Genomic DNA, 24,706 nt, shown 5'->3' with positions numbered 1-24,706 from the left:
CATTCTCAATTAGAATTTTTATTTCGTTTCGTTACACCATCTTCTTGCTTGATCAATCCTTGTTTCAATAGATTGCCTAGTGCACGTTTGAATGCTCCTTTGCTGATTCCAAATGCTTTCATGATTTCTTCTGGATCTGATTTATCTGTGAAATTGATTTGCTGATCGGCAGATCGTTCGATGATCGTTAAAATCATTTGTGCATCATCAGAAATTGCTTCATATGCTCTTGGCTTCAAAGATATGTTTAGTACCCCATCTGGTCTGACACCGACTACCCGGCCTTTTACCTGTTCTCCGAGTCTTGGTTCATTGTATCGTTCAGATGGATGGATGAATCCTAGGTAAAAATCATCTGTCAATATATAGGTACCAGTTAATTTTAAGCGATACGCTGTCCCAGTGATATCTTTGTTTTTCATTTCTTCTGTTCCAAATTTACTTAATGATTTAAAGATTTTTTCATCCGCTAAACTACCCCAAATACGATCCTTCGCATCCACTTTTAGAGAAATCATCAAACGATCGCCTTTTTTAGGCCAGAGTTCTGTCATTGTAGGTAATTCATCTAGTGAAACGACAAAATCTTTATCGGGCAAGCCGATGTCTACAAAAACCCCTAGATCTTTTCTGGAAGAAGTGACTGTGCCAAACGCGTAATGTCCGATCCGACTTTTCGGGATCACTGTTGTAAAACGGTTTTCGTGCTTTTGATTTTGGTAGCCGAATCCCTCAACTGCTTCACCGATCCGATGTTCGCCTTCTACTTTACTTAATCCAAAAGTTTGTCCATTTTTTTGAACAAAATAATTTTTTTCATTTTCATCAATTACCATACCGGTAAATATCGTTGCTAATAATTCATTCATTTTATTTCTCCTTTATACGAAAGACAGGTTATCTCTGCCAACTTTCTTTGCTATCATACCATAATGTCCCTTTGATTAGTAGCGTGTTACCCGGCAATAACTACAAAAAAACTTAGGTCCCTCATTTCCCAACATACTGAATAGAGATCCCCTACTCATGTTGAATAGAAAAATAAAGTAAACCTAAGTTTTTGTTCTGCGTATCCTTTTAACGACTGCCATTACCGCCAAACCAGCCTGTTTTACAGTTGATCGTCACAATATAAAATGGTAATGCACTTTCACCGATTCCATTCATTAATGAAGATTTGGTAGAAGTTGCATAAAGATTGTAATACCCTTGGCCATTTTCAATTCTAACTTTTTCCAACCGATAACCGCCTTGAACGATGTAGCCTCGCTGAATACATGTATTAATCACGCTTTCTTGAACACCGGGTGCCCAATTCCAAGCTGCATTTGCTGTATCTGCTACATCACTTTGACGTGTAGCCATGATTGGCTGATTCGCAGAATTTTTATTTACTGAAGAAGAATTCGCTGCTTGCTGTGCAGCTTGCGCTTGTGCTGCTTGCTGTGCTGCAGCCTGTGCTTTTCTTGCTGCCTCTGCTGCTTCTGCTGCTTTCTTCGCTTCTTCTGCCTTTTTCGCTTCCTCTTCTTTTTTCTGTTGTTCCTCTTTCTTGGTCAATATATCATCTACTTGTTTTAACTGATCTTTTAGAGTCACAGCTAACTCTTGATTTTTCACCTGATCTACAGCCTTTTGTGCATCTGTATATTGCTCACGAGTTGCAGAGTCTGCGACTTTATCATCAGCAAAAACGATATTGGTTTTCTCTTTCGCCGTTTGCAGTTGATCGTATTGTGCCTCAGCTTCATCTTGCGCTTTTTTTAGCAGTTGTCCAAAATCAGAATCGTCTGTTGCAAAACGTTTGATTTCTTGGTCTGCTTTTAATTTCAGATCATCAGCTAAGTGATCATCAATGATCGCCTCAGTAGTAAACAACTCGTTGACACCTTTGATATCTTTTACCTTTGTTTGGATATCTTCATACGTTTTTTCTAGATCAGCATAGCCTTTTTCTCCTTTGACCTCATTCAACGATGTTTTTAACTTCGTCAAATCTTGATTGATCATAGAAGTACGTAAAAACTGATGCGCCCCATCATAGTAAAAAGTAGCGAGTGTCTTCTTCAACTCATTTACTTTTTGCTGTTGCTTTTTCGCTTCTGCTGCAATTTGTGCTTGAACCGTTTGCTGGTGATCATAATACGCCCAGCCGCCCGCTCCAATCAGTACCGCAACTGCCAATACTATATACGGGATTTTTTTTGATTTTTTCTTTTTAGCCGCTTTTTTGTCATCCTCATTTTCTTCTGATAATGGCAATTCTTCCTTTTGAGGCTCTGTTTCAGGAGTCGGCTGTTGTGTTTCATTTTCTTTCGTATCAGTTGCCTCTTCGCTATTCTTGATAGAAGCAGCAATAGGTGTATCTATCTCTTTTTCCGAATCAGAAAGTGGCTTATTCGTTTTTATTGGCTCTAATGGTCCACTGTTTTCTTCTTTTACTTTATTTTCTTCTTTTACTTCTTCTACTTCTTTTTCCGCCTTTTCCTCTTCCTTTATGGATTCGATTACTGGCGGCACCTCTTCTTCCAATCGTGCTTTTGCTTCTAGCGGTTTTGATACCTCTGCTTTTTCTGATGCAGATGCATCTGTGACTTCTTGCATTTGAACTGACGATTGACCCTCTTTTGCTGCGATTTTATCGTTGATCATCTTCATCAATTCTTTTGCATGCTCTTCGGTCGTATCTTCACGATGGGCTTTGATGTAGGCAGCTAAGATGGAATTTTCTTCTTCCTGATCCACAAATTCCTTTAGTTCCGCCACTCGTTTTTTCTGTTCAGTATCTATTGTTTTTTCAAGAGACTGGTCTTTTGGCTGATCTTTTGTTTGTTCTTCTTTCACCAGCTTTTTCTCTATCGTCAGCGATTGCTTTTCTTCTTTATCATTCAAGTTCGTTGCCGTTTGCGACATTACGTTTTCTTCAGGGGTTACATCATTTTTAAAGATTTCCATCACAGATTCCAAAGGTAGATCTTTTAGTTCTGACCACTCGATTGGATCATTTAATTCACTATCTGGAAAAACTTCTTCTGAAGAACCCTCGTGTGACTGGGAAATTGATTCGTTTTCTTCATTGGTGTGTTGATCTATCTCTTCGATTTGATAACCGCAATCAGGACAAGTCGATTTGTCCTCGATTTTATCTGATCCACACTTTGGACATTTTTTTATCACTTAGGAATCGGCTCCTTTTGTTAGGTTTACGCTATCATTAAATCTACCATATTCTGAACCTCACGCCAATAGCCTATTTTTATGATTTCCATAAAAATGCTGCAAACAATTATTTTCTTTTTTAGAATTATTGTTTTTTCCAACCATTGATTCTAAAAAATGCTTGATGTAATGTGATGGTCTGTGATCGAGAAATTCTTATTTATTCAGTAAAGATGGATATTCAATAGTGAATCGAAAAAGCAAAAAACCAGGACAGAAATGTATAATTTCTGTCCTGGTTGCTCTACTTTGAATGATTCCACGAAGAGTGTGGGAGCAGCAGAAGCAACTCCGAGAAATAAGCCGAAATTCTCGGAGTTAAACACTTCTGTCCCAATCTTATTGCAGATACTATTCTAAGAAATCTTTCAATTGTTTTGAGCGAGAAGGATGGCGTAGTTTTCTCAATGCCTTCGCTTCGATTTGACGGATACGTTCTCTTGTAACCCCAAACACTTTTCCGACCTCTTCTAATGTTCTAGTGCGTCCGTCATCTAAACCAAAACGCAAACGCAGAACATTTTCTTCACGGTCAGTCAAGGTATCTAATACATCTTCTAATTGTTCTTTCAATAATTCATACGCTGCATGTTCCGCAGGACTCGTTGCTTCTTGGTCTTCAATGAAATCACCTAGATGTGAATCGTCTTCTTCACCGATTGGTGTTTCTAAAGAAACTGGTTCTTGCGCAATTTTCAATATTTCACGTACTTTTTCTGTAGGGAGATCCATTTCTGCACCGATTTCTTCAGGCGTTGGTTCTCTTCCAAGGTCTTGCAGTAATTGACGTTGGATACGGATCAATTTATTGATTGTTTCAACCATATGCACTGGGATACGGATCGTACGCGCTTGGTCAGCGATGGCACGAGTGATTGCTTGACGGATCCACCAAGTAGCATACGTAGAAAATTTAAATCCCTTACGGTAATCAAATTTTTCAACAGCCTTCATCAATCCCATGTTACCTTCTTGGATCAAGTCTAAAAATTGCATACCTCGTCCTACATATCTTTTAGCAATACTTACAACCAAACGAAGGTTTGCTTCAGCTAAACGCTGTTTTGCTTCTTGGTCGCCTTCTTCGATTTTCAATGCTAGAGCTACTTCTTCTTCTGCTGTTAAAAGGGACACACGGCCGATTTCTTTTAAATACATTCTTACAGGATCATTGATCTTTACACCCGTTGGCGCAGATAGATCTTCGGTCTTCGCTTGTTCTGCTTTTTTCTCTGCACTCTTTAAACTGTGAACAGATGGTTCGCCGTTTTCATCAACGACACTGATTCCTGCATCTTCCACTTTTTGGATCAATTTATCCATTTCGTCTGCATTCAACGTGAATGGTGTCGCAAGTTTATTTGAAAGATCATCATATACAACTTGTTTTTTTGGTTTGTTTTCTTTGATAAAAGCTGCTACCGCTGCTTCATACTTTTTCTTTTCTGTTACATTTGCCATAAAAGAAGGCCCCCCTTGAGTAGCTATTCGGCTTTTTTTAACTGTTTTGTTAAATCAATGATTTCAATCGTCAATTCCAACTCCAACTGCTTATTACCAGTTCTTCTAGCTTCTTGCTGCATCTGTTTTTTTATCATTATTTCATCAGCTAAACCAGATTTACTGATCACTCGCAATAGGTCTTGGATCTCCCTTGGCGTACTTTCTTCTGCCACGCGCAAGTATTCGATCTCAACCACTAACCGCCTTAATTTTTCATCTTGCAAAAAGTCTAAAAACTCTGCAAGGTTGAATTCATCATGTTGTGATACAAATGCATCGAATAAAAAATAGACCTCTGCATAAGTATCATGGATAAACTGGAAATTCTGCTCTTTTAGAAGATTACGAACAGAAACCTCTTTGAATATCCGATACAAAAGTATTTGTTCTGCTTTTTCAACCTGGGTCAGTGGTCTTTTTTTCGCTGTACTTGTTTTGACAGCTTGTCTTTCTGGGACCACCGTTGGCTGTTGTTCTGTGCGACTTCGCTGATTTTCTCGTCGAAGTTCTCTCAATTGCGTCTGGATCGTTTCACGGTTCACTTGAAATTCAGCTGCTAATTGCGAGAGATACATATCTTGTTCGATCGGTGACACGACCTTACTTAACTCCGTGATCACCTCTTCAAGATATTCTATTTTATCTTTTTCATTGTCTAAATTCTTTTCTTGCTTCAAATAGCGGCTTTTAAATGTAAATACCGTTTCTCGACCATGAGAAAGCAATTCATTGAAAGACTCTTTTCCATATTTACGTAAATATTCATCAGGATCAAGTTTTTCTGGTATCACAATGATCGATAGGCGTAATCGACTATTTTGCCGAAGCAATTCAATTCCTCGATTTGTTGCTTCAAAACCTGCCTTATCACCATCATAACAAAAGACTAGCTCTTTTGTTAAACGTTCGATATGCTGGATCTGTTGATTTGTTAAACTAGTCCCCATAGAAGCAATGCCATTTTTTATGCCTGCTTGCCATGCTGCAATCACATCCATGAAACCTTCAAATAAAAGAACTTCACCACTTTTTCGGATTTCACTTCTGGCTTTGTCCAAATTAAACAACACTTGTCTTTTATTGAACAACTCTGTTTCAGGACTATTTAAGTACTTAGGCTGGTCTTTTTCTTGTCCTTTTTCTGGTGCGAGCCAGCGCCCAGAAAAACCAATCGTTCGTCCCTGTGGATTCTTGATCGGAAACATGACTCTTTGATAAAACCGATCTGATAATCGGCCATCATCATGGGATACAAATAAACCAGAACGTTCCAAAACTTCTTGATCATAGTTTTCATTTTTAAATACTTGATTTAAAAATGACCGCTCATTTGGTGCAAATCCAATTTTGAACTCGGCAATCAGTTCCTCTGTCAGCCCTCGTTGGAGCAGATAGTTCAAAGCTTGTTCACCTGCTTTTGTATGAAGCAACATGTGGTGATACACTTCTTCTGCTTTTTCATGGGCTAAAATCAGTTTTCCGTTTATTGAGTCACTGTTTTCAACAGGTAACGTTTGATTACGCCACTGTTCTTCCAAAGGGATTTGTTCAAAATCAGCAACTTTTATCACTGCTTCCGGAAAATTAAGCCCTTCTAGCTCTTGGAGAAAGGTAAAGACATTTCCTCCTTTTCCGCAACCAAAGCAATGAAAAATCTGCTTATCTTCAGCCACTGAAAAAGATGGCGTTCTTTCTTCATGAAATGGACATAACCCTAAGTAATTTTTTCCAGATTTTTTTAATTGGACATATTGCCCAATTACCTCAACGATGTTCGTTTGACTTCGGATCGATTCAATGACTTCTTGAGGTATTCGCTGAGCCATGTTTTCACCCCCTGTAAGCAATACTTGTAGTATCTTAAGAGAGATACTCTCAGGAGAATAACCGGTAAAAAATCGCACTAACGAAAATCAGTGCGATTTTAAAGGACACAATTATACATCGTTCATTGTACCATAATTCAATACTTTTTCAAGCATTATACTCACGATTCATTTTTTGCCCATCTACTCCTACGGAAAGTAGCACTATTGCTTACTCAGAAACTTTAGTTGTTGCAAATTTATTGAGCAAATAATTTTGGATATCTGCCTTCCAATAAAGCAAACGTAAGACGATATTTATCCCCATGAACCCGACAAAGTATGGCCAAGTCGTTCCTAGACCAAGATTGACTTCTAGTAAATGATGGAAAAGCATTGCTGCAACATATATACCGATCACCGTCGTGACTGCTAAGAATATACGTAACGGATTGAATGGGTAGCAAGCTTTGATTACTGCCATACAGCTGATCCCTATCAGCAAGTAATACATCAGTGTCGTTGTTTCCAGATTCGTAAACGATAAAATGTCGCCTAACAAGTACACCACAATGATATTTAATACAACTAACAACGCATTCGGTAATGCATTGATCAGAGCGGTTGGTAAATAGCGATAAGTGACTTTTCTTCGATCTTGTTCAAACGAAAGGAAGAAAGAAGGATATCCTTCAATGGCTAGATCGATCAGAGTGATTTGGATTGGGATGAAAGGAAAACCAATCGCTGTCACTGCACATATAATAGACAAGATAAACGAATAGATCGTCTTGATGAAGAAGATCCCTGAAACTTTCGTCACGTTATTTACTACTCGTCGCCCTTCAAACAAAACTTCTGGTAAAGTAGTAAAATCGGAATCCAACAAGACCAAATTAGCGATTTGACGAGTTGCACCATCACCTTCCGCCATTGCAATACTACAATCGGCCTCTCGCAATGCTAAAACATCATTGACGCCATCGCCTGTCATGGCAACTGTACGTCCACTTTCTTTTAATTCGTTCACTAAAATTTTCTTTTGTTGCGGGCTCACTCGTCCAAAGACGGAGTATTCATGTACGGCGTTTCGAACTTCTGATTCTTCCGTCAATGTTGAAAGATCAATATAAGAATCATAGTTTGGTAGACCTGCACGTCTGGCAATATTCGATACTGTAAATGGATTATCGCCTGAGATGACTTTTAGATCGACTCCTTCATTATGCAGGTAAGCCAATGTTTGTTTGGCATTTTTACGGATTGGATCATCAATTTCAAATAAAGCAAGTGGTTCCACGCCATGTGGTGGCTCATCTGTCAGCCGCTGATTTGGTGCAAGTCCAAGCATTAGTACACGATATCCATTGGCTTGCGCCGACAATAAACTTTCTGGTAATTGTTCCTCTGAAACTAAACGCTCAGGCGCCCCAACATAAATGACTCCCAACTCAGGGAATTCCATTGCTCCCCATTTACGATCGGATGAAAAAGCTAGTTTTTCCCTGACATCATAGCGATTTGAAACGTCAAAATAATCTCTTAACGCACGCATCGTGATATTATTGTCGCTGCTCTCAGCTAAATAAGTGCCCATGATTTCAGGAATGGCATTTTCATAGACAGGATGAAGTGCTTCAACTCGTTGGATACTCATTTTACCTTCTGTAATCGTTCCTGTCTTATCTAGACAAAGTGTGTCGACATGCGCGAGTGTTTCGATCGAATACATATCTTGGACTAAGATTCTTTTTTTCGCCAGTTTTGTGACACCAGTCGTTAAGGCAATACTGATCAAAAGGACTAAGCCCTTTGGCAACATTCCTAATAAAGCAGCTGCCGATGCAATAACTGATATTTTGATCGATGCATCACGAATGAACAATGCTTCTAAAAATAAAATAATACCTAGTGGGATAATGACAAAACTAGTGAATTTTGAAACCTTACGGATCGAATCCACCAATTCTGAATGGATTGCTTTGTGTGTTTTTGCTTCACTGGTCAGGCGGACTGCATAATTGTCTGCACCAACTCGAATCGTTTCTGCAAAGACGGAGCCACTTGTCAGATAACTACCTGACAGTAATTCATCACCTGCTGTTTTTACGATCAAATCTGATTCACCTGTCAATAACGCTTCATTTGCTTCAGCGCGACCAGATAGCACCCGCAGATCTGACGGGATTTGTTCCCCTGCACCGATTTTGACGATATCACCTAATACCAATTCTTTTGTACTTAGGGATAACTCTTTCCCTTCGCGGATAACTAAAACTTCCGATTGCGAAACAATCGATAATTTTCGCACGAGATTTCGGGCATGGATTTCTTGATAAATACCAATGATGATATTTACCATGATGATTGCTAGATATGCCATATTCGAGTACGCACCGACAAAGAGTAAACATACTCCAATACCAAAGTTCAAAAAATTAAAAAGCGTCAAAATATTATCGCTGAAGATCTGCCCAGTACTTTTCGTAGCATCCTCTTGATAATCATTTTGTTGTCCAGAGGCAATTCTTTCTTTCACTTCTTCCTGAGAGAGACCTCTTATTTCTTTATTTTCCATTTTTCGCCAACTTTCAAAAAATAATCAACGTAATTAAGTCTAGCTTGTTCCAGTAGCAAAAACAACTTATTTTTTTATATTTTAAACAAAACAAAAACACACGATCGAACACCAAGCATTTGTTGCTGGTCTGACCAATCATGTGTAAAGCAACCGTTTCTATTTATATCGTTCTTCCAGACGACTCATCCACCAACCGAGCAGTGCTCCGGCAATGAATAAAACTGGACAAAGTAAGATTCCCAAGAGTCCAAGTCCAGAATAATCTGTTGGAATGATCATGATCGTTGAAGCAAAGACGACACCTAGAATAAAATGGAACAGTTTACTATAGGCTTTAGAGAAAATATAGTCCATGATCTTTGATAATCCCAACACACAAACAATTCCGCCCAATGCAATCGGTAAAATCACGTCCAAACGCATCTCTTTAAAGCCATCTGCCATTGCTTTATAAAGACCCATGTATACAAGGAAATTAGAAGGGCTAAGTCCAGGAACGATCATTCCAAGACCGATCAGTCCGCCTGCGATGATCCAAGTAACTGTATTTTGCTCCACTTGACCATCGAAAAGTTGTGCCCCATAAAGTAGAAAAAGATAAGCAACTACAAAAGTGACGACCATGATCACGACATCCGTCGTTTGCCGCCCTTTTTTCCCTGCCTCTTTCCACAACGCAGGAACTGTTCCAGCGATACAACCGACAAAAAACCAGAGAATGGTTGTTTCGTACGCCCCTAATAAAAAGCTAACTAAAAATGAAAGTAAGAAAACACCGGTGATGCCTCCAAGTCCCACAGGCAAAAAGAACCAAACATTTTCTTTGAAATTCTTCGTGATGTGAGCCAAAAAAGAAATCAACCGTTCATACATACCAAAAACAGCAGCTAATGCGCCACCACTTACCCCTGGCAAAATAAATCCAGAGCCAATAAACATTCCTTTGATAAAACGTAAAAGCCAATCTTTTGATCCATTTCTAGTGACATTTTCTGTTGCTTCTTGTCTATTTTCCACCTATATTAGCACTCCTTCTTTCTTAATCATTCAATACTTGGAACTATTTCCATACTTTTTCATATAATTCGATTAGTTTTTCGTTCATATCCACAACATCTGAATAGAACATGTTACCTCCATTATGATAGAGATACCCACCATTGTAAAGCAAGGACTGGACTCGCCAATAACGATATTTCGTTTTCCCATTATTTCCTAGTAACGGGCTTAGTACGTTTTTGGAATATTCTTCTGCTAATTCTACGCTATTTTTGCCTCCATGCTTTTTGACGTAAGCAATATAGTCTTTGCCAAAGTTATACGCCTGGATAGCCGTAGCAAGATCACAGCCTTGTTCGTTTGCCTCAGTGATCATTTCGGCCAAATAGCTAACTCCCTGATCAATGCTTTCTTCTTGATTGTTGATCATATTTGCTTTTCCATAGGCACTTTCCGAGCTTTGCATCAAATCAATACCCTTACCCTTTGATTCTGTGAGAATGATCCCTTTGATCAGATTTTTGTAATTTTCCATTTGATATTTTTTTGTAGCTACCGCAATTTCCGAATCGTATTGTTCCACCTGCTTGATGGATGTATAGGTTCTTCCTCCGATAAAAAGGATACCTACAAGCACCGCAATGGCAAGCAATCGTAGCGGCCATCGAAAAATCGATTTTCTTTTTTTCTTCATAAAAACTCACCTAGTTATTTTGACATCTTATTAATCTTACTATTTATTATCTTCCTTGGCTATTTAAGAGAGAAAATTCGTTGCTTCTCTTAATAAAAAATGAAAAATTCTCTATTTTTTATTACCTTACGAAATTGATCGTTGTTTTTTTAGGAAAAGCATTGTCCTTATCAAAGAAAAGTCGTTATAATTTAACCAGTAGGTGATTATGTGGAAAATGAAAAGAAATATGCAAAAATGGCTGATGGTAGTGAGATTTATTACGAAAAATGCGGTAAAGGATTTCCGCTTTTCTTACTTCATGGTAATGACGGCAGTGGCCGCTTTTTTTCAGAACAAGTACCTGTTTTTAAACAGTTTTATACAGTATATCTGATCGATAGTCGCGGACACGGTCGATCAACGAACAATGCAAATACCTTGAGCTTCCGTTTAATGGCTGAAGATCTTTATACCATCATGTTGTTAGAAGGGATCACAAAGGCAAACATTTTAGGATTTAGCGATGGTGCAAACCTCGCTTTAGTATTTTCAAGTTGTTATCCTGAAAAAGTGCATCGGCTGATTTTAAATTCAGGAAATACTCTAGTAGAAGGTGTTCTTTTTTCTGCAAGAATAGCTAGTTACTTGCATTATGCATGGGTTTGGCTGCTATCGATCTTTCGTCCAACGCTTAGAAGGAATCTACTAGTAATAAATCTATTATTGCAAGATGTGGGACTTTCTACAGCAGATTTGGAAAAAATCAAATCGAAGACATTGATCATTGTTGGGAAAAAAGATGTGATCAAATTAAAGCATTCACTTTACTTAGCCAAAACGATCCCAAATGCTTCCTTCGTTCTTGTAAAAGAGCAGGGGCATCAACTCGCTAGAAAAGATCCAGAACGATTTAATCAAGAAGTACTAGAATTTTTAGCTGAATAATAAAGAATAGTAGGTGATTTTTTTGATAAAACAGACCGTGCAGTGGATCAAAAACCATTTAGGTCTCTTTAAAATGATATTTTTGATTTCAGTCATCGTAATTATCGTTAGTGAACTAATTTCAATTGGAAAGACATTATCTGTTGACCAGTTAGCAGAGACATTCGCCACCATTCCTCTTTGGAAAACCGGATTGATGCTGCTCATCGGCTTAGTCGCGGTACTTCCTATGATTGGTTATGATCTTATTTTAAATCGACTGCTTGGACAAAAGCAAAAACCGCAATATTTATTTGAGACAAGCTGGCTGATCAATACCATCAACAATATCGCAGGATTTGGCGGATTCGTCAGTATCGGCTTGCGTTCTGAACTTTATGGCCACAAAAAAGAAAGTAAACAGCTGATGCAAGCCCTCTCTAAGATCTTTCTTTTCTTGATGGCTGGTCTTTCGGTTTACAGTCTGATTTCCTTTTTCATGGTCTTATTCAGTCCTGTCGCTCCATTCCTTAAACAATACTGGATCTGGTTGATTGGCGGAGGATTGTATTTCCCGATCGTGTTCATTGTCACTACGCTGAAAAAAGAAGGTTATGTCGGCGGGCTTTCCTTAAAAACACAAGGTCAATTATTGCTCGTATCTTTTCTTGAATGGTCAGGGGTATTATTTAGTTTCCTAGCAGTAGGCTATTTGATGGAAATCAGGATCGATCTTTGGCAAACGATTCCTCTGTTTATTGCCGCTTCGGTTATTGGGATCGTCTCCATGATACCCGGTGAAATCGGTAGTTTTGACGTCATGATGATCATCGGCTTATCCGCGATTGGCGTACCTAAGGAAACTGTCGTTGTTTGGATCTTACTTTATCGGGTCTTTTATTATATTATCCCGTTCTTGATTGGGATCGTCTTTTTCTTTAAAAATATCGGCTCAACTTTTGATAAACGTTACTCAGGTATCCCAAGGCAATTAGCGACAGAAATCGCGCATAAAATCGTTGTTGTCCTTTTATATTTTTCAGGCATCATGTTGGTTCTCTCTGCAACGATCCCACAAGCTTTTACTGAGTTTCGCTGGTTGCACAGCTTGAATCCTTTGAGGTTGCACTTGATCATTCAATTTCCAAGTATCTTATTAGGCTTTTTATTTGTAGTCATGGGAAGAGCAATGGCAGCTCGCGTAAAAAGAGCCTACTGGCCAACGATTGGCTTGATCCTCCTTTCACTGATCTACGTTGGTATCACAGATCTTAGCCTAACAGCAGTTGTTTTTCTAACGATCCTATTGTTGATCATCGTTGCTTCCAAAAATGAACTATTTCGGGAACAAATCATCTATTCTTGGGAATGGCTGACAGTAGATGGTCTGATCACCGGCACTTTATCCCTTCTTTACATTATTATCGGGGTATACAACATGCCGGAATTCCCCCATCGGAAGCATCACTTTATCTCGTTTTTCCTTTTCCCTTCTGAAAAGATTTGGTTCTCTGGATTACTTGCAATTATCGCTGTAAGTTTCATCATCATTCTCCTCGTTCATTTTTTACAAGGCAAGAAACAACAGATCGGCGAACCATTTAACGAGGAACGAGCATTGTCAGTATTACATTCTTTTGGCGGAAATTCAGATAGTCAACTGATTTTCTTAAAAGACAAGCGGATGTTCATTTATGAAAAAGATGGGCAGCCAACTGTCTTACTGCAATTTGCTTGCTATAACAATAAATGTATCGTGATGGGTGATCCTTCTGGGAAAAAAGAAGATTTTGCTGAAGCAATCGAGGCATTTATCGAAGAAACAGACCGTTTGTGCTACCTCCCAGTTTTCTATGAGACAAGTGAAGAGATCGTGATGATCCTTCATGAATTTGGGTACGACTTCATTAAAATGGGCGAAGAAGCGCACGTAAAATTAGCCGATTTCACTACTTCCGGCAAAAAAATGAAGGGATCTCGGGCAATCTTAAACCGAATCGAACGTGAAGGATTTACCTTTGAAGTCATCCAACCACCCTTTTCAGCTAGTCAAATGGCTGACTTGAAGAAAATTTCTGATAGTTGGTTAGGTACGCGAAAAGAAAAAGGTTTTTCCTTAGGATTCTTTTCAGAAGATTACTTGCAACGAGCACCGATTGCTATTGTGAATAGTCCAGAAGGAGAAATGGTTGCTTTCGCCTCCATTATGCCTACCTATACAGATAATAGAATCGGCACGATCGATTTGATGCGTTACGATCTAGACCGAGCACCATCTGGAAGTATGGATTTTCTCTTCTTACATCTCTTCGAGTATATGAAAGAAGAACAGATCGAGTACTTTAATTTGGGAATGGCACCTTTAGCAAATGTGGGAACTTCGAGAAAGAGTTTCATTCAAGAGCGAATCGCTTATCTTGTCTATGAATTCGGTTCTCACTTCTACTCATTCCATGGGTTACGTGAATACAAAGATAAATATGCAACCAACTGGATTCCACGCTATACGCTTTACTCAAGAGATAGTTGGATCACCTATGTCATGATCGCATTATTGATCATCGATAATGCGCCTGTAGAAACTCCAAAAAACCGATTATTCGGATTAAAGAAATGGTTTCGCAGACGCTAATGCGAATAAAAAGAAATCTTAAAAGTATTGTTTCTCAAGAATCCTATCTTGCAAATACTTGCCATCTTTCATCGGAAACGGTAAATCAAAAGCAGCAGTTATCTTCTTACTAAGAAGATAACTGCTGCTTTTGTCTATTTCGTATTCCTCCATTTCACTCCGCAAAATATGTTCTTTTGATCCTAATCGTCACTTCTAGTTTCATTCTTGATTGGACTACTCTCCTCGAAAGATGCTTCTACTTCAATAATGTTTCATAGCTTAACTTCCTCGTAACTCCTCGTACAAGCAACCAAGCAAGGAGGATCAAAGCAATACTCAATCCTAATGTGATCCAAGTGTTTACAAGCATGATTCCCATAAACTGCCCAATGATAAAAAGCAAGATAGGTAAAATAAGAAAAACAGCGCGCTGCTGTGCTTCTTCTACAGTCTGCGCTTTTGCAGATCCGCGTACAGTAATCGTAATCGCGATAAAAGATATTGCAGGTGACGCCAATAACAGAATGACTAGCCAACTTATACTAGGTAAGAACATGGTACCCATCAAAACAAGTATTTCAACTTGCGTCACGATCATCATGGCAAAAAAAGAAGTAAAGGAAACGATCATACTTAATAGAAATGCTGCCGCTATTTTTGATTGGAAAATTTTTTTTAGTGGAAGAGGACAGTAAAGCAATGTTTCCAAGGTCTGCTTTTCCTTTTCTCCCACGAATGAGCTTGCCGCCATAACAGACGAAGCCATGATGGGTATCATCAAAAAGAACACAGGCATGATATTATTCATCAATAGCTTGATCAAACTCTGTTTGACATCCTGATCCGCACCTGTCCGTGGGATCATCTCTAATAGTGCTTGTAAATTGAGAGAATCTAATGGGACAAAATGGACCATCATAATAAAAATAGTGGGTAGAACAATCGTCAATGCCAAAGGAACCATCAATATGGTAACAAATACCTGTTTGTTGGTCGTGATACTTTGCAAATCTTTTTTGATGATGGCCCACTGCATAGTATGCAACATTTTACTCGTTCCCCTTTCGTTTTTCGATCAAGCTGAAATAGATATCTTCCAACGTTGGCTGCTCGGCAGAAACATGGTAAATATCCCCACCTGCCTCCACGATCTGCTTCACAAGTGAAGGGATTTCTTTTTCTGTCTGAACGTCAACTTCAAACATCCCTTGTTCGATTTTTCGATAAGACACACTATCCGGCATATAATTCGTCTCGATTTTTACCGTCATACCAGAATGGATCTTTGTACGAAGCTGTTCAAGTGTGCCTATTGCAAGTAGTGCTCCCTTGTCGATCAAACCATAAGAAGTACAAATCTCCTGAGCATAACGCAATTGATGTGTACATAAAAAAATCGTCATCCCTTCTTCTTGGGCCAATTTTCGAATCATGTGATTGACGCTTTGGGCACTTTCAGGGTCTAACCCAGAAGTAGGTTCATCTAGAAACAAAATTTTAGGTTGATGAATCATTGCACGCGCAAGAGAAAGTCTTTGTCTCATCCCAGTAGAATAAGACCCTAGCTTGCGATCTTTTGCTTCAGTTAGATTCAGTCTTTCCAAAAGTGCAGTAGCACGCTTGAAACTCTCACTCTTATTTATACCGAATGCTGCTCCATAAAACATAAGATTCTCAATACCTGACAAGTTATCGTACATTTGTGCATGCTCTGTGACTACACCGGCCAACGCATGTACTTTTTCAGGATTTTCCATAGGATCGATATCGAATACCCGGCACTGCCCTCCTGATAGTTGAAGCATACCATTGAGTATCTTCACAGTGGTAGTTTTCCCCGCACCATTCGGACCTAAGAATCCAAACACTTCTCCTGGTTCAATGCTAATCGTTATATTGTCTATCGCTTTATTTTTATCAGGAAATACTTTTGATACATTCTCAAGCAAAACTGCTTTCATCGTTTCTTTCCTCCTACAACCATTTTGAGTTCCACCGCATCCCTACGTTCATCATTGCTTTTTCTATAAAACTATTCACTCTGACTGGATACACCTGGATCAAGTTGTAAACGACAATCTTGATCTGCGCATCTTGAACAGAACTGGATGTTCGTAGAACTACTTCGTAAAAAGCAAACGTTATCTTTTATTATAACAAAAAAACTGCAGATCAAAGAATTTTTTCTTTGTCTGCAGTCTTTTATTTAAATAGATTCTCTTTAATGAGCAAATTAGGCTTCGATTTCTGTTACGATACCTGAACCTACTGTACGGCCACCTTCACGAATAGAGAAAGTTGTTCCGTTTTCGATGGCAACTGGATGGATCAATTCAACGTCGATCGTTACGTTATCTCCAGGCATAACCATTTCAGTGCCTTCAGGTAAAACGATTGTTCCAGTTACGTCAGTTGTACGGAAGTAGAATTGTGGACGATAATTATTGAAGAATGGTGTATGACGTCCACCTTCTTCTTTTGTCAATACGTACACTTCTGCTTTGAATTTTGTATGTGGTGTGATTGAACCTGGTTTTGCGATTACTTGTCCACGTTCGATATCTTCACGTTGGATACCACGTAACAATACCCCAACGTTATCTCCTGCTTCACCATAGTCTAATGTTTTGCGGAACATTTCGACCCCAGTTACAACAGCTTTTTGTGTTTCAGGTTTGATACCGACGATTTCGATTTCATCACCTACACGAACTGCACCACGATCGATACGACCTGAAGCAACAGTCCCACGACCTGTGATTGAGAAGACATCTTCCACTGGTAACAATAATGGTTTGTCTGTATCACGTTCTGGTGTTGGGATATATTCATCAACAGTATCCATCAATTCCATGATAGCTGCTTCTGCATCAGGATCTCCTTGTAAAGCTTTTAATGCTGAACCTTTGATGACTGGTGTATCGTCACCTGGGAAACCATATTCGCTTAATAATTCACGAACTTCCATTTCGACAAGATCAATCAATTCTTCATCATCTACTAAGTCGATTTTGTTCAAGAAGACGATCAAATATTTAACACCTACTTGACGTGACAATAAAATATGTTCACGTGTTTGTGGCATTGGTCCATCTGTTGCAGATACAACTAGAATGGCTCCGTCCATTTGAGCAGCACCTGTGATCATGTTTTTCACATAGTCCGCATGTCCTGGTGCATCGATGTGTGCATAGTGACGTTTTTCAGTTTCATATTCTACGTGCGCAGTATTGATTGTAATCCCACGTTCACGTTCTTCAGGTGCCGCATCGATACTAGCATAGTCTTGAGGATTTGCTAAGCCTTTTTTACCTAATACTGTAGTGATTGCAGCAGTCAAAGTGGTTTTACCATGGTCGACGTGACCAATAGTCCCAATGTTTACGTGTGGTTTACTTCTATCATAATGTTCTTTTGCCATAATTAACAAACCTCCTAAATGTTTTAGAGCTCGATTTTCGCTCTCACTTGTTCATTATAGTCCTTTTTAGCTTAAATAAAAAAGATTATGTCCGCCTTACTTTTTGTAAGTATTGAACAAACCCTATTATACGTCAAACTTGGTCAAAGTCAACTAAGAACACTCGCCTTGTTGAACAGTTCGGTATTTGAAGAGCGCACATACACAACCGTTGAAATTTCGGCAATTAAGTCTTTTAAAAATAACCTTGCCATTCATCAATGATCACTTGAAAAAGTAAGGGGTATTTCGTGATCACCAAATCTGCTTGTAACAAACACACACTGATCGGTTCGTTGGAATCAACTGAATACTGATATTCTTTTTAATATTCTTTATAAAAGCAAGCTACTCCTTGTTGCTCTGCTAGATGGAACCCATTTTTTTCATAGAATCTTTTTATCACAGGGTCATTTTCTGCCAGTAATACTTTTTGCCTCACATCTGGATAAGCTTCTACCATCTGCTTCATCAGTTCTGTCCCAATGCCTTGCTTTTGATAGGCAGGGTGTACCAACAAGTCTTGAATGTAAAGAATTGTTTCACCATCCCCCACACTGCGGATCAGTCCAATCAATTCTTTCTCTTGCCAAACTGTGATGACCTTAAGTGACTGCTCCACCGCCTTCGTTAGTTGTTTGCTATCTGTTGTATATGCCGTCCAGCCAACAGAGCCATAAAGTTCTAGTAATGATTGTTCATCGATACATTTTTGTTCATGAAAATGCATAACTACACCTCCTTCATCATACATAGCATTATTTCTTGTGCTTAGCGAAAACCCTTCAACGACTTTTGAACTCTCAATCAGCTGTAAGCTCAATAAAATTTCCCTCTGGATCTTGGATCACTGCCTCATAATAACCATCTCCCGTCGTTCTTGGACCACTTAGTAGTGGATAGCCATCAGCGATGAATCGTTCCGCAAATGAATCCACATCTTCTTTTGTTCCGACTGCTAATGCAAGATGCGCATAGCCTAATGTATCTACTGATCGATCAGATAAAAATGGTTTGGTGATCAATTCGATTCTGCCACCAGTAGGAAAACTTAAAAAATAAGATTGGAATCTCGTTTTGGGATTGGTATATTTTTCTGAACTTTTTGTGCCAAAATAGCCCTCGTAAAACGCTCTCATTTTTTCTAAATCCTTTGTCCAAATCGCAATATGCTCGATATGCATCAATTCCACTCCTTTGTATTTTAAATCTAGATAATTATTTATACCACGCTTGATAATTCACATAAAGCGTCATCTTCTATTTTTCTATGATAAACTAAAATGAACAAGAATGTGGAACAAATCTAAAAATCAGGTTTGCTACAGACGCTCGAATAAACGGCGGGAGCAGAAGCAACTCCTTCGGAAATAAGCCGAAATTCACAAAAATTTGAACAGCAATTTTCGTTCATTTCTTCTTATTTCTCGGAGTTAAACACTTCTGTCCCAGCCTCTCTCAAATAAATGGCGTCCAAAAGTCAGTCTTTTCGGAAATTTCAAAAAAAAATGAGCAATACAAAAAGCGTATTGTTCGTTTTTTTCTCCAATTTCTCAAACCTGAACAACTTTTGTCTCAGCTTCTTCTTATCTACTGATGTAATACAAAAGTTACACGAATTATCACTCTATCTAATGTGCTTGTTTCATTTGACGATTTTCGATCAATGTTGGTTTTCCTTCAATTAGTTGATCTGCAAATAAAGCGACGTCTTCTCCTGTGATATCGAGAACTGTTTTCCCGCTTTGTGCCCCTTCTTCGAACAACTCTACTAATTCAGAAAGCACACCATCCTTTTCAGTCACACCAATCGGTGCTACTTTAAAAAAATATTTTTGGATCTCTTTATAAACGATTTGATAGTCTTTCGGTAAACTCTTGACACGGATCATGTGGACACGCCACTCTTTTTTTTCATCGATCATTTGTTGGATTCCCATAGTTTATCCCTCAATTCTTCAGTTTTTTAGCTACGGATTCGTTTAATTGCTTCCGCCATTTATCGCGGTAATTTTCTGCACCTTCAACTCCTGCGACCGCTGCACTGAATTTCTTCGCATCCCCATCAATGATTTGATCGATTGGGATTCCATCCAGTGCAGATTCTTCTAGTAGTCCCAGAATCCCATCCAAAATAGGGACTAGGTTCCTACCGGAAAAATTCGAATAGTCCCACAAACTACTTTGGATCTCTTTCCATGCTATCTGATAATCTAGCGGCAGTTTATCTGAACGCACATCAAATTCCTGATACGCTCTTCTAATATCATTACCTGTGATTTTGTCATAAAATTTCATTTTTCATCTCTTCTTTCTTCACTTGCTTCATTTGCCTTTACTTTTGCCAATTGAGAGACTAAGAAACGCCATTTTTCCCAAAATTCTTCTAGATATCTATCACCCTTATCATTCAACTGATAAAACTTCCGTGCTGGACCAAGTTCTGATTTTCTCTTTTCAGTCGTTACTAACCCCTTCTTTTCCAATCGCAATAAAACAGTATACACTGTTCCTTCCACGATTTCTGAAAAGCCAGTAGCCACTAGCTCATTCGTGATCTCATACCCATATGTTTCCTGCTTGTTCTTGATGATTTGCAGGACGATACCTTCTAATGAGCCTTTTAATAACTCGGTCATCCCTTTCAACTTCTGTCACCTTCTATGTGTAAAAATACTTTGTAGCACTTAGTACTGGAGTATCATAACAACATCATCAAAAAGAATCAACTACCTAGTATTAAAAAGTAGAAGATTTAATTTTTCTTTATAAAGTTTTACATTCCAATTGATTCAATAGACGAATCGACTATTTTATTGAATAATAAGATTGAGGTGAAATGGATGATGAAAAAATGGCTTGGCGCGCTCATTGTAGTTGCGATTTTTTTAGGCGGTAGTTTTGCTACTTATCGTTATTACTACATGGGAGAAACCTATTATACAAAGATCACGACAAATGGCGAAAGACATACAGAGGGCGACCGAAAAAACACGTACTATACGTATAAACAACCGGCTTATAATGAAGAAGGTCAAGAAAAAGAAGTCTCTTTTAAAGAACTAAGAGAAAGACCATTGAAGATGAACGCATATCTCAAATTAGAAGTGAACGAGAGAAAAGGCGTTTTGAATTGGGAAGAAGTAAAGGTCAATGAGATTCCAAAAGCTGCTGCGCAACAGTTAGAATAATAAAATAGCCTGAACACTACGAAAATAATCATTTCCGCAGTGTTCAGGCTTATTTGTTGAAAATCTAACCGACTTTTTGAATCGTTCAGTCGTGTCCTATCGTGTCCTATAAACGATTTAAAACTTCATCGACATTTTTGATCATGACTGAAATCGTTCCATCTGGATTATTCACGAATTCGATCAAATCAGGATTGCGGTAAACATCGACAGGAACAATCAATTCGATTCCATTTGATAGTTTAAATTTTTGTTTTCCAAATTTTTTCTCGGATATTTCTTGTACTTCTTTAACAGGTGGTGCTTCTGGAACAAAACCTTGTTCCTGTACTTCTTCTTGGAATGCCAATTTTGCTGTGATGTTTTCTTTGAACACCTTTTCGGCAATCATTTCATGATCTAATCTGCCCTTTTCTTCGATCGTATCATAGACGGCTTCCTTCAAATCTGCCATGATATCAAACTCTTCCGTTTCAAATTTTTTACCTAGACTCTTGGCAACCTTTTGGATAACCTTGACGTTTTCTTCTAATGAGGGAGCGGGAACACTCTCGATCACTCTTCCAGAAAAGTAAAGTTCTTTTTTCCCAGAGAATTCATATTTCTTTTCGATCAATTCATACGTCAAGTCAGTTAAGTTCACAGCAAGTGCTTCATCCGCTTTCTGTGATTTTGAACCAAGGATCGCCCTATTCAAAATCAAACGATTATCGATTCCTGTTTCATCTGCTTCGACATAGTGAGTATATGATTCTCGGTAATTTACTTTTAACAAAGCTAAATACATGACGGTATCCATCTCGTACAAGACAACAAAAACATCCGCGCTTGGTGCCTCTTCACTTTCTTGATAGACGTCAAACCACCGCTGTACAATCAATTCACTCGCTTCAACAAAATTTTCTTCACAGTTTTTTAAATGTGTGCCGATTATACTTTCTTGTGTCAACTGGCCGGTCTTTGTTTGTGCAGAAGAAATTTTTTGGATTTTCTTTTGTAAAAAATCTCGGGTAAAATCTTTTGTCAAATCCAATTCTTTTTGAGAAAAAACTGGAGAACCAGTTTCGCGATCAATAATATGCAAAATTGCTTTTTTTAAATAGATATCCATTCTCTCATTCCCTTCTGATTTAGTTTACGTAATTTACCGGCAAAATACTAGAATGAAAAACATTTTTTTATTGATTTTACTAAAATAAAAAAAGAAGAAACAAAATGGATTCTTTTTTGGGGAAAATGAGCTAGAATTAAAGAGGAAATAAAAATTAAGGAGTTGAGAGTATGGATTCATTAACAAGTACGTATCGTTTAGCAAACGGCTATAAGATCCCAGTCGTTGGTTTTGGCACATGGCAAACACCAGATGGAGATGTTGCCGTTGCATCAGTAAAAGAAGCATTAGCAGCAGGGTATCGTCACATCGATACTGCACAAGGCTATAAAAATGAGGAAAGTGTAGGACAAGCAATAAAAGAAAGCGGCATTCCTAGAGAAGAAATTTTTCTTACTACAAAATTGTGGAATGCAAATCACAGCTATGACTTAGTGATGTCTTCCTTTGAAGAATCCTTGAAAAAATTGCAAACAGACTATGTTGATCTATTCTTGATCCACTGGCCTAATCCCGTTGCATTTCGCGACAATTGGGAAGAAGCAAATGCAGAAACATGGCGTGCATTTGAAGAATTATATGAAGCTGGTAAAATCAAAGCGATTGGTGTCAGCAACTTCTTACCTCACCATTTAGACACTTTGGCTAAAACAGCAAAAGTAATGCCAATGGTCAATCAGATCTTCCTTGCTCCAGGAGAATTACAACCTGAAGTCGTGGATTATGCTAAAAAACACGATATGATCTTAGAGGCTTACAGCCCACTAGGAACTGGGAAAATTTTCGATGTTCCTGAAATGCAAGAAATTGCAAAATCACATGACAAGAGCATTGCTCAAGTTTCTCTTCGCTGGTCTTTACAACACGGCTTTTTACCATTGCCTAAATCAGTAACACCTAGCCGTATCAAAGAAAATACTGAGCTATTTGATTTTGAATTGTCCGAAGAAGAAATGAAACAAATCGATCAATTGGACGGCGTAGTTGGAAAAGCAAAAGATCCAGATACTGCTCAATTCTAAGTTAAGGAAGTTGGATAGCTATGGACCCAATCGAACGTTTAGACTCTCTTCCTGAAGAAATCACACAAACGTTTCATCCTGATTTTGTTTTTTTGGTCACACCAGACAAAATCCAGCATTTTCCATTGAGGAATGCTACTTATGAACAAAAATTAGCAGAAGTTAAAAATAGATTCGATCATTCTTTGATGGTCAAGACTTGGCAAGGTCATAAAGTGATTTATTCCCCTGACCTTGAACAATTCGCTTTGATCCCAAGAGAATAATGATGTGAGAGTGGGACAAAAGTAAGAAACACTTTTGTCTCATTCTTTCTTTAAAAAAGAATAAAAGGTGCCTTGAAGAAGTTCGCAATATGCGCTACTCCTTCAAGGCACCTCATTTTATTTTACCTTCATTCATTGCTTAGCGATCATTGATGGCTGTTGCCGCAAATTGTTCGATCAGTGGAATCAAAGTCAATTTCACTTTATATTTACGTTCTAACGCTTTTTCGATCGTAAACTCATTTTCAGCTGTCATAGATATCTCAGCTAGTTTGCGAGGTTCATCCGCTGCTTTTTCATAAATCACTACGGATTGCTCTGTTTTTTCTGTATAGAATTTTGGATATTCAGCTACTTCACTTGAAAAATCAGCAAAAGTCAAAGCGGTAGTGTTTGTTGAGCGTTCTTTTTCAGTTGATTCCGCTGTTGGTTTGTCTTCTGCTTCTTTCACTGGTTCTTCCATTTTGGCCGTGTTCGTTTCTTCGACAGTCGTATCGCTTACTGGTGTAGAAACGGTTTGAGCAGTTGGCTCATCATTTTTAAGACGTTGATCGTTCCAGTAAGAAACGATTTCGATCAATAAGTTGTCGCGGAAGCGATCAAAAATATCCTTTTCACCTGAACGAATACGTTTTAACACAGTAGTAAAATTATCATCGATAGGTACATTGATACGTGTATCTTCGTTTGATTGTCCTGCTAACCCAATAGTCAATATTTGTCGATTTTTAGGATCAAGCATCACTTGTAAAGGTAGTCCGTAACGTCGTAAGCTTTCCTCTTCCAAAGAATGGAACAATTGACTTCTGATGCCGTCTAAAGAAGGACGGAATTGATTGAGTAATTTTTGCTTTTGTTTTTTCTTCATATGTTCTCTCCTTCGCTCATACCTTTACGATTATAAGAAAAAAAAAGACAAATGAAAAGGATTATACCAAAAAAACTTAGATATATACGCAAAATCATTAAAAATGAGCCGTTTTCCAACTATTTTTTAAGAAAAAAGAACCTAAGGCATTTATCTGCCTCGGCTCTCTGATTGGACAGGTGTCAAACAACGCTTCCTCATTCATATAACAGTTCAAAGAGGTCAAGACAAAAGTCGTTTAGGTTTGAGAAATTGGAGAAAAAAACGAACAATACGTTTTTTGTATTGCTCGTTTTTTTGAAATTTCCGAAAACCCGACTTTTGGACGCCGTTTATTCGAGAGAGGCTGGGACAGAAGTGTTTAACTCCGAGAAATAAGAAGAAATGAACGAAAATTGCTTTTCAAATTTTTGTGAATTTCGGCTTATTTCCGAAGGAGTTGCTTTTTGCTCCCGCCGTTTATTCGAGAG

The 24,706-nt window shown here is 38.4% G+C and carries 22 protein-coding genes and 1 pseudogene; 5 read left to right on the top strand and 18 right to left on the bottom strand.

Translation table 11 applies throughout. The annotated features are described in order from the left end of the window. Window positions 1-5 precede the first annotated feature (5 nt). The 7 genes from CJZ72_RS09950 to CJZ72_RS09920 all read right to left on the bottom strand — a co-directional run bounded on the left by CJZ72_RS09950 (window position 6) and on the right by CJZ72_RS09920 (window position 10,798). Window positions 6-869 (bottom strand): CvfB family protein, encoded by an 864-nt coding sequence (locus CJZ72_RS09950; protein ID WP_016176831.1) that lies wholly within the window; start codon window positions 867-869, stop codon window positions 6-8. Between the two features lie 208 nt (window positions 870-1,077). After that, window positions 1,078-3,174, bottom strand: a complete 2,097-nt coding sequence (locus tag CJZ72_RS09945; RefSeq protein ID WP_095443801.1) for a cell division site-positioning protein MapZ family protein — start codon at window positions 3,172-3,174, stop codon at window positions 1,078-1,080. A 393-nt stretch (window positions 3,175-3,567) separates the two neighbouring features. Beyond that, window positions 3,568-4,677: an RNA polymerase sigma factor RpoD gene (gene rpoD / locus CJZ72_RS09940; protein ID WP_016176834.1), complete on the bottom strand. Its 1,110-nt coding sequence runs from the start codon at window positions 4,675-4,677 to the stop codon at window positions 3,568-3,570. Window positions 4,678-4,700: 23 nt separating this feature from the next. Further along, entirely contained in the window at window positions 4,701-6,545 is a 1,845-nt protein-coding gene (gene dnaG, locus CJZ72_RS09935) for a DNA primase (RefSeq protein ID WP_095443800.1), read from the bottom strand. A 211-nt stretch (window positions 6,546-6,756) separates the two neighbouring features. Beyond that, complete coding sequence (locus CJZ72_RS09930) at window positions 6,757-9,102, bottom strand: cation-translocating P-type ATPase (protein WP_081134423.1); 2,346 nt, start codon at window positions 9,100-9,102, stop codon at window positions 6,757-6,759. Between the two features lie 159 nt (window positions 9,103-9,261). Beyond that, complete coding sequence (locus CJZ72_RS09925) at window positions 9,262-10,044, bottom strand: DUF368 domain-containing protein (protein ID WP_192918877.1); 783 nt, start codon at window positions 10,042-10,044, stop codon at window positions 9,262-9,264. Between the two features lie 121 nt (window positions 10,045-10,165). Next, entirely contained in the window at window positions 10,166-10,798 is a 633-nt protein-coding gene (locus CJZ72_RS09920; RefSeq protein ID WP_081134425.1) for a lysozyme family protein, read from the bottom strand. A 210-nt stretch (window positions 10,799-11,008) separates the two neighbouring features. Here CJZ72_RS09920 and CJZ72_RS09915 point away from each other — a divergent pair, with 210 nt between their 5' ends. Beyond that, window positions 11,009-11,725: an alpha/beta fold hydrolase gene (locus tag CJZ72_RS09915; protein WP_005878622.1), complete on the top strand. Its 717-nt coding sequence runs from the start codon at window positions 11,009-11,011 to the stop codon at window positions 11,723-11,725. A 22-nt stretch (window positions 11,726-11,747) separates the two neighbouring features. Next, window positions 11,748-14,336 (top strand): bifunctional lysylphosphatidylglycerol flippase/synthetase MprF, encoded by a 2,589-nt coding sequence (gene mprF / locus CJZ72_RS09910; protein WP_081134426.1) that lies wholly within the window; start codon window positions 11,748-11,750, stop codon window positions 14,334-14,336. A gap of 238 nt (window positions 14,337-14,574) precedes the next feature. Here the strand turns inward: mprF and CJZ72_RS09905 are convergent, their stop codons facing one another. The 9 genes and pseudogenes from CJZ72_RS09905 to CJZ72_RS09870 all read right to left on the bottom strand — a co-directional run bounded on the left by CJZ72_RS09905 (window position 14,575) and on the right by CJZ72_RS09870 (window position 20,426). Further along, a complete protein-coding gene (locus CJZ72_RS09905) occupies window positions 14,575-15,366 on the bottom strand; it encodes an ABC transporter permease (protein WP_081134427.1) in 792 nt (263 codons plus the stop codon). A gap of 1 nt (window position 15,367) precedes the next feature. Further along, window positions 15,368-16,279, bottom strand: coding sequence for an ABC transporter ATP-binding protein (locus tag CJZ72_RS09900; protein ID WP_081134428.1), 912 nt, complete (start codon window positions 16,277-16,279; stop codon window positions 15,368-15,370). Between the two features lie 272 nt (window positions 16,280-16,551). Then, a complete protein-coding gene (tuf, locus tag CJZ72_RS09895; RefSeq protein WP_005878630.1) occupies window positions 16,552-17,739 on the bottom strand; it encodes an elongation factor Tu in 1,188 nt (395 codons plus the stop codon). Between the two features lie 364 nt (window positions 17,740-18,103). Then, window positions 18,104-18,508, bottom strand: coding sequence for a GNAT family N-acetyltransferase (locus CJZ72_RS09890; protein ID WP_081134429.1), 405 nt, complete (start codon window positions 18,506-18,508; stop codon window positions 18,104-18,106). Window positions 18,509-18,581: 73 nt separating this feature from the next. After that, window positions 18,582-18,962, bottom strand: a complete 381-nt coding sequence (locus CJZ72_RS09885; RefSeq protein ID WP_081134430.1) for a VOC family protein — start codon at window positions 18,960-18,962, stop codon at window positions 18,582-18,584. 148 nt (window positions 18,963-19,110) lie between these two features. After that, window positions 19,111-19,230: pseudogene (locus tag CJZ72_RS15120) on the bottom strand (DUF3788 family protein); the annotation flags it as partial. A gap of 179 nt (window positions 19,231-19,409) precedes the next feature. Continuing rightward, window positions 19,410-19,718: a DUF1048 domain-containing protein gene (locus CJZ72_RS09880; RefSeq protein WP_005878635.1), complete on the bottom strand. Its 309-nt coding sequence runs from the start codon at window positions 19,716-19,718 to the stop codon at window positions 19,410-19,412. A 10-nt stretch (window positions 19,719-19,728) separates the two neighbouring features. After that, window positions 19,729-20,076, bottom strand: a complete 348-nt coding sequence (locus CJZ72_RS09875) for a DUF1048 domain-containing protein (protein ID WP_053108919.1) — start codon at window positions 20,074-20,076, stop codon at window positions 19,729-19,731. Beyond that, on the bottom strand, window positions 20,073-20,426 hold the full coding sequence (locus CJZ72_RS09870; RefSeq protein WP_081134431.1) for a PadR family transcriptional regulator: 354 nt from the start codon (window positions 20,424-20,426) through the stop codon (window positions 20,073-20,075). The genes CJZ72_RS09875 and CJZ72_RS09870 overlap by 4 nt, the downstream gene beginning before the upstream one ends. 198 nt (window positions 20,427-20,624) lie before the next feature. Between CJZ72_RS09870 and CJZ72_RS09865 the strand changes: the two genes are divergently transcribed. After that, window positions 20,625-20,969 carry a YxeA family protein gene (locus tag CJZ72_RS09865; protein ID WP_005878641.1) on the top strand — a complete coding sequence of 115 codons (345 nt, stop codon included), beginning with the start codon at window positions 20,625-20,627 and terminating at the stop codon, window positions 20,967-20,969. Between the two features lie 106 nt (window positions 20,970-21,075). Here the strand turns inward: CJZ72_RS09865 and CJZ72_RS09860 are convergent, their stop codons facing one another. Next, a complete protein-coding gene (locus tag CJZ72_RS09860; protein WP_081134432.1) occupies window positions 21,076-22,080 on the bottom strand; it encodes a nucleoid-associated protein in 1,005 nt (334 codons plus the stop codon). A 170-nt stretch (window positions 22,081-22,250) separates the two neighbouring features. Between CJZ72_RS09860 and CJZ72_RS09855 the strand changes: the two genes are divergently transcribed. Next, window positions 22,251-23,102 carry an aldo/keto reductase gene (locus CJZ72_RS09855; RefSeq protein WP_081134433.1) on the top strand — a complete coding sequence of 284 codons (852 nt, stop codon included), beginning with the start codon at window positions 22,251-22,253 and terminating at the stop codon, window positions 23,100-23,102. A 20-nt stretch (window positions 23,103-23,122) separates the two neighbouring features. Continuing rightward, window positions 23,123-23,368, top strand: a complete 246-nt coding sequence (locus CJZ72_RS09850) for a hypothetical protein (protein ID WP_081134434.1) — start codon at window positions 23,123-23,125, stop codon at window positions 23,366-23,368. A 139-nt stretch (window positions 23,369-23,507) separates the two neighbouring features. Here the strand turns inward: CJZ72_RS09850 and CJZ72_RS09845 are convergent, their stop codons facing one another. Then, on the bottom strand, window positions 23,508-24,236 hold the full coding sequence (locus CJZ72_RS09845) for a hypothetical protein (RefSeq protein ID WP_081134435.1): 729 nt from the start codon (window positions 24,234-24,236) through the stop codon (window positions 23,508-23,510). Between the last annotated feature and the right edge of the window lie 470 nt (window positions 24,237-24,706).

The sequence above is a fragment of the Enterococcus durans genome (assembly GCF_002277935.1).
GTDB classification, from domain to species: Bacteria; Bacillota; Bacilli; order Lactobacillales; family Enterococcaceae; genus Enterococcus_B; species Enterococcus_B durans.
This window is presented reverse-complemented; position numbering and strand designations above follow the sequence as displayed.

Coding starts and splice junctions, on each gene's coding strand:
- CJZ72_RS09950 (WP_016176831.1), bottom strand. CDS start 869: ATGAATGAATTATTAGCAACGATATTTACCGGTATGGTAATTGATGAA.
- rpoD (WP_016176834.1), bottom strand. CDS start 4,677: ATGGCAAATGTAACAGAAAAGAAAAAGTATGAAGCAGCGGTAGCAGCT.
- dnaG (WP_095443800.1), bottom strand. CDS start 6,545: ATGGCTCAGCGAATACCTCAAGAAGTCATTGAATCGATCCGAAGTCAA.
- CJZ72_RS09930 (WP_081134423.1), bottom strand. CDS start 9,102: ATGGAAAATAAAGAAATAAGAGGTCTCTCTCAGGAAGAAGTGAAAGAA.
- CJZ72_RS09925 (WP_192918877.1), bottom strand. CDS start 10,044: ATGTTTATTGGCTCTGGATTTATTTTGCCAGGGGTAAGTGGTGGCGCA.
- CJZ72_RS09920 (WP_081134425.1), bottom strand. CDS start 10,798: ATGAAGAAAAAAAGAAAATCGATTTTTCGATGGCCGCTACGATTGCTT.
- CJZ72_RS09905 (WP_081134427.1), bottom strand. CDS start 15,366: ATGTTGCATACTATGCAGTGGGCCATCATCAAAAAAGATTTGCAAAGT.
- CJZ72_RS09900 (WP_081134428.1), bottom strand. CDS start 16,279: ATGAAAGCAGTTTTGCTTGAGAATGTATCAAAAGTATTTCCTGATAAA.
- tuf (WP_005878630.1), bottom strand. CDS start 17,739: ATGGCAAAAGAACATTATGATAGAAGTAAACCACACGTAAACATTGGG.
- CJZ72_RS09890 (WP_081134429.1), bottom strand. CDS start 18,508: ATGCATTTTCATGAACAAAAATGTATCGATGAACAATCATTACTAGAA.
- CJZ72_RS09885 (WP_081134430.1), bottom strand. CDS start 18,962: ATGCATATCGAGCATATTGCGATTTGGACAAAGGATTTAGAAAAAATG.
- CJZ72_RS09880 (WP_005878635.1), bottom strand. CDS start 19,718: ATGGGAATCCAACAAATGATCGATGAAAAAAAAGAGTGGCGTGTCCAC.
- CJZ72_RS09875 (WP_053108919.1), bottom strand. CDS start 20,076: ATGAAATTTTATGACAAAATCACAGGTAATGATATTAGAAGAGCGTAT.
- CJZ72_RS09865 (WP_005878641.1), top strand. CDS start 20,625: ATGAAAAAATGGCTTGGCGCGCTCATTGTAGTTGCGATTTTTTTAGGC.
- CJZ72_RS09860 (WP_081134432.1), bottom strand. CDS start 22,080: ATGGATATCTATTTAAAAAAAGCAATTTTGCATATTATTGATCGCGAA.
- CJZ72_RS09855 (WP_081134433.1), top strand. CDS start 22,251: ATGGATTCATTAACAAGTACGTATCGTTTAGCAAACGGCTATAAGATC.
- CJZ72_RS09850 (WP_081134434.1), top strand. CDS start 23,123: ATGGACCCAATCGAACGTTTAGACTCTCTTCCTGAAGAAATCACACAA.
- CJZ72_RS09845 (WP_081134435.1), bottom strand. CDS start 24,236: ATGAAGAAAAAACAAAAGCAAAAATTACTCAATCAATTCCGTCCTTCT.